Source organism: Aphanizomenon sp. CS-733/32, from assembly GCF_028330045.1.
Lineage (GTDB): Bacteria > Cyanobacteriota > Cyanobacteriia > Cyanobacteriales > Nostocaceae > Dolichospermum > Dolichospermum gracile.
On the sequence record NZ_JAQMSE010000181.1, the window covers coordinates 1 to 4,818 of the forward strand.

Below are 4,818 nucleotides of genomic sequence, written 5' to 3' on the forward strand. Positions count from 1 at the left end.
AAGTAGAGTAACGTAAATAATTAAAGGTTTGTAGTAAGGTCTTTAGACCTGAAAGTAGGGCTAAAGCCCTAACTACGAGCCAATTTCAGAATCTGTTAACTTACTTAACATAGTTCTATTTATTTTTGTCTACCTACTTATGATTTTTAGGATTATTTTGATGAAGATGAGAAAAAAGTCTGAACTATGATTTTTAGAATTACAGCAAATTGTCATCAAACCCGGAACAAGAACCCCACCCCCAACCCCCTCCCCGCAAGCGATGAGGGGGCTAAGATGTACCTTATATGATTGGAAATCGCTGTATTTTGATGAGGGATTGATCATAAAAATCATCAAAATCACAAAAATCATAGTTTAGAGGTTGTTTGAAAAGTATTAGATGAAACCAATAATTTCCAAAAACCTAACCCCCCAGCCCCCATTCCCTGCGAGGGAATGGGGGTTTCAAAGCCTCTCCCCGCGTCGGGGAGAGGTTTGGAGAGGGGTTTATTTATACATTAAAAACTTTTCAAACATCCTCTTAGACGTTAATTTAAAACTGCTCTAAATACTGATTAAGATCCTCAATAACACGGGTAAGTTCCGCTTCTGTCGTTAACCGAATCCCTAGATTGCGAATTGTTAACAACACTTTAGCGGCAAAGGGAGTCGGCCAGATATTAGGATTGCAGAATAGTTCTATAAATACATCCCCAGTGTAACGATACTCTAAGGACGGTTGGGGACTGACTTTACCTGTACCTGGAGTTTTGTTAGCAACAACTTTGAGGCTTTTCATTAATTCATCTATTGCTGCTTTTAATTCTTGCGCTGCTTGGGGTGAAAAACTGACGGAAACAGAACCTTCTACTAGATTCAGTGTGAGAGGTGCAGAAGACATAAGCTACTTATTAACAATTATTCGTAATTATCCATATTACCGGAATATGCTCTCTATAATATTTATAATATCCAATATCCAGATCCCCGACTTCTTAAGTCCGGGATCTTTTTGTGCAATAAAGAGATAAATTCTTAATTAGCAAGTTTTGACCTATTTTCTATATATTTATTCTTAGCAACAAATACTTATTGCTGTACAGTAAGAGTTAAAGAAAACACATTCTCTATTCTTTTTTTCACAAATCACAATTATAAATATATGACTTACGATAACCGCACTGAAGTTAGAAGAGTTTTAATTATTACGCTATTGCTCAATGTATTCGTGATGGGGTTAAAAGTCCTGGTGGGCTATTGGACAGGTTCTTTAAGCTTACTGGCTGATGCCTTACATAGTGTGACAGATAGTGCCAATAATGTTTTAGGATTAGTGGCTATTAAGTTTTCTTCACCATTACCAGATCGGGAGCATCCTTACGGACATAATAAATTTGAAGCTGTGGGCGCTTTAGGTATTGCTGCATTTTTAGGAATAGCCTGTTTTGAAATTGTCCAAGGTGCAGTGGAAAGGATTCTTAAAGGTGGTGAACCTGTGAGAATATCACCTCCAGAATTGTGGTTATTATTAATTGTTTTAGGAGTAAATATTTTTGTCGCTTTTTATGAACGGAATGTGGGAAAAAGGGTAGGTAGTTCGATTCTAATTGCTGATGCTACCCATACTATGAGCGATGTTTGGGTGACAATTTCGGTTATTGGTGGTTTAATTGGTGTGTGGCTGGGTTATCAATTGTTAGATGTGGCACTAGCTTTCCCAGTGGCTTTACTGGTGTTTTGGAGTGGTTGGTCAGTGTTAACCGAAAATTTACCTTGGTTGGTAGATCAAATGGCGATCGCCCCCGAAACTATTCATGCGATCGCCGTTTCCGTCCCCGGTGTCCTCAACTGTCATGATATCGCTTCTCGTGGTGTCATTGGTCGTCAAGTTTTTATAGAAATGCATCTCATTGTAGATGCACCAGATGTAGAGACAGCCCACAACATCACGGAAGAAGTCGAAAAACAACTAGAACAACGTTTTCATCCTGTGAGGATTCTCATTCATGTTGAACCACCTGCATATCAGTCTGAGAGCATAACTTTTGAAACCGAACATAGATAAAGACAAGAATTCAGGAGTCAGAATATTTTTTACATCAGGGATAGGGAGTAGGGATATAGCATTTCCCGATCATACTGAGTATATTATACCATCATCCTGGGAAGAATATTGTGGGTTTTATTTTTCCAACCTGACTGCATACCACTGTAAATATTTTCCTGGACCTAAATCTAAATTACAACTAGTATCCAGTAAATATTGTGCTTGTTGGCTGATTGAATCAAATTTTTGTAAATCTAGTGGTAAATCCTCCTGTGAGATTTGCAATAGGGTTGTTTCCAGCTTCAGTAGTAATTCAGCTACGGTGAGAAATTGTTCTGGTTGATTTGTCTCTAAAACAACAAAATCATCCTGTTGATACATTAATTGATTTGGCATTTTTGGTAATTGGTAATTGGTAATTGGTAATTGGTAATAATTTATTATCCTATTCCCTGTTCCCTATTCCCTGTCACCTGTTCCCTAATTCACGATGGATATACTGGCATTGTAAAATGAAACCATGCACCACCGTGGGGAGATGAATCTACCCAAATTTGACCGTAATGGGCGCGGATAATGCGTTGACATAAACAAAGACCAATTCCATATCCATCCGTGCCTCGATCGCGCTGGAGACGGAAAAGATTCTCAAAAATGCGATCGCGGTTTTCTTCGGGAATCCCTGGTCCTGTGTCACCAACACTAAATTGAACTTTTTGGGTAGTCCGATGTAATCCGGCTACAGTGATAATACCACCAACAGGTGTATATTTGATGGCGTTATCTAAAAGATTAACTAGGACTTGCCGAATGCGTTCAGGATCAGCATATACATAGGGTAAATCTTGGGGAATATCTGTTTCTACCGTTTGGGATTTAGCTGTGTAGCGATCGCTCAATTCCTCTAATACTTGTAAACACAATTCCCCCAATTGCAACCTTTGTGGTACAATTGGGAATTCTATATCCTCACCTCGCCCGACCTGTAACAAATCCGCAATCATCCGATCAATGATCCGTGTTTGTGTCCGGGCTTGTTTTAATAAATGTATAGCCAGTCCTGGTTTCAGGCGTGGAAATTCCCCCGTATCTGGATTGTAATTAGATTGAAGAGTTTCAATAGCGATCGCCGCCGCCGTCAGAGGATTGCGAAGATCATGGGCTAAAATGGCAATCACTCGGTCTTTAAACAGTAGCTGTTCTTGCAGTCTCCCCTTTTCCTGCTTCAGACGAAAAATTTCATCCCCTAGTTGAATGGCCTCCGCCGAGGTAGCAACAGAATGAATAGTAGACTTAGGCGCAATCACCTGACTCTTCTCATCCAAACATTCTTGGGAATCTTCCTGTGATTTCAAAAAAGTGGTGACAGCAGCTTGCCAACGCGGCCAGCAGATTTTTAATTGCGGAATAATATTAGTACCAGCAATAGTTTGTTGAGGTTCGGGATGAATTTTCACCAAAGCAGGAGTTGCTACTAACTTAAAATGTTCCGCTAAATAGGGTTGTTCGCCAACATCAATAATTTGTAGTTCAAAACTATACCCAGCCTCTAATTCTTTTAAGTAAGCACGAATTCGCTGTACTTGTTGACGGGACTGAGGTCGCCCATCAATAAACAGCAGTAGTTGGAGTGGAGCCTCAGAATAAATAGGCTGATCCTGGGAAACTTGCATGACATCTTGTTTCAGCACTGGTAACAACCTGGGGACGCTTTACAGACGGTGAAATGAACTGACGTTGCTTAATGGCCGTTGTTTTTCTAATTTAATATCTATTTTAGATTCTTCCTACTGCAATCCGATCTATATTTTTGGGTGGAAGCGGATTTTTTTCGGAATTTTGCTGCCATTTGCTCTTACTTTTACAGTTACTAGGCTTCTAGTCAGGAATTGTTGAACCTATCGTCACCTCCTTTAGCAATTATTTACAGAACCCAAAAAATAACCCTAGTAGAAGTCAAGAGTCCCTTAATGTAGGCTTTTGCCACATATTCTGTAACTCATTCAAGTGCATACCAACCTCTAGCTAATTATGTAACACCGATGCAACTTGTGCGATCGCTTCCCCAATAGAAGCATTAAATCATCCCTAAGCCGTCCATCAATTCCTGTAAACAGCCGCAGAGTTGCGTTATTCCCAGCTTACCACTTCAAACCATTGGCGAAAACTTTCTATCAATTCCTCAACACCTATAACCGCCACTATTGGCGTTACCAATCAATATTCTATCAACTAAGAAAGGTATAAATTTAGACTGTATTATGATTTGCGTAACTGGCATATTGGTAGGGTGCGTCAGACCGCATAAATCCTGCAAATAAACAAATTATTGATATCTGACGCACCCTACAGTTGTATTGTATCAAGCGCGACAACTGCTATATACGTCCTTGAAAATAAAAACGATATAAATTACAAAGACATTGCACATCATTTCCTTTAAATTCAATTAAACCCAAACTGCGTAATTTTAAAGCTTGAGTAGAATCTATTTTAATAGGAATATCACTATTAATTACTTGCTGCATTGCCGCTTTTAACAACTTATCTTCTGCTAATTCAGAAACATAGAAATTTAAAAACTTGCCATAAGGACTTTCATTAGTAGGAGCAATTTCCAGAAAATTTGATAAAGTGAAATTACCCTTAGAGGGTGTTTGAAAAGTCTCTCATGGTGTATCAAATTTTTTCAGATCCCCCTAAATCCCCCTTAACAAGGGGGACTTTGACTCTATTTCCCCCCTTAACAAGGGGGGTTAGGGGGATCTGTAAGTACCTAAAATCACAAC

At 39.2% G+C, this 4,818-nt stretch carries 4 protein-coding genes and 1 pseudogene; 1 reads left to right on the top strand and 4 read right to left on the bottom strand.

Features of this window, described 5'->3' with window-relative positions; genetic code table 11:
* Positions 1–535: 535 nt before the first annotated feature.
* Positions 536–883, bottom strand: a complete 348-nt coding sequence (locus PN471_RS14690; RefSeq protein ID WP_271777485.1) for a hypothetical protein — start codon at positions 881–883, stop codon at positions 536–538.
* Positions 884–1,144: 261 nt separating this feature from the next.
* On the opposite strand from PN471_RS14690, the gene PN471_RS14695 reads away from it, so the two are divergent.
* The gene (locus PN471_RS14695) at positions 1,145–2,047 is read left to right on the top strand and encodes a cation diffusion facilitator family transporter (protein ID WP_271777486.1); all 903 of its coding nucleotides are present in this window, start codon (positions 1,145–1,147) and stop codon (positions 2,045–2,047) included.
* 117 nt (positions 2,048–2,164) lie between these two features.
* Here the strand turns inward: PN471_RS14695 and PN471_RS14700 are convergent, their stop codons facing one another.
* The 3 genes and pseudogenes from PN471_RS14700 to PN471_RS14710 form a co-directional block, all read right to left on the bottom strand.
* Entirely contained in the window at positions 2,165–2,425 is a 261-nt protein-coding gene (locus tag PN471_RS14700; protein WP_271777487.1) for a chlororespiratory reduction protein 7, read from the bottom strand.
* Between the two features lie 89 nt (positions 2,426–2,514).
* On the bottom strand, positions 2,515–3,720 hold the full coding sequence (locus tag PN471_RS14705) for a histidine kinase (protein ID WP_271777488.1): 1,206 nt from the start codon (positions 3,718–3,720) through the stop codon (positions 2,515–2,517).
* 687 nt (positions 3,721–4,407) lie between these two features.
* Positions 4,408–4,674, bottom strand: a pseudogene (locus PN471_RS14710) (AAA-like domain-containing protein); the annotation flags it as partial.
* Between the last annotated feature and the right edge of the window lie 144 nt (positions 4,675–4,818).

Bases quoted from the DNA above. Each gene is read 5' to 3' on its own strand.
- PN471_RS14690 (WP_271777485.1), bottom strand. From the start codon at position 883: ATGTCTTCTGCACCTCTCACACTGAATCTAGTAGAAGGTTCTGTTTCC.
- PN471_RS14695 (WP_271777486.1), top strand. From the start codon at position 1,145: ATGACTTACGATAACCGCACTGAAGTTAGAAGAGTTTTAATTATTACG.
- PN471_RS14700 (WP_271777487.1), bottom strand. From the start codon at position 2,425: ATGCCAAATCAATTAATGTATCAACAGGATGATTTTGTTGTTTTAGAG.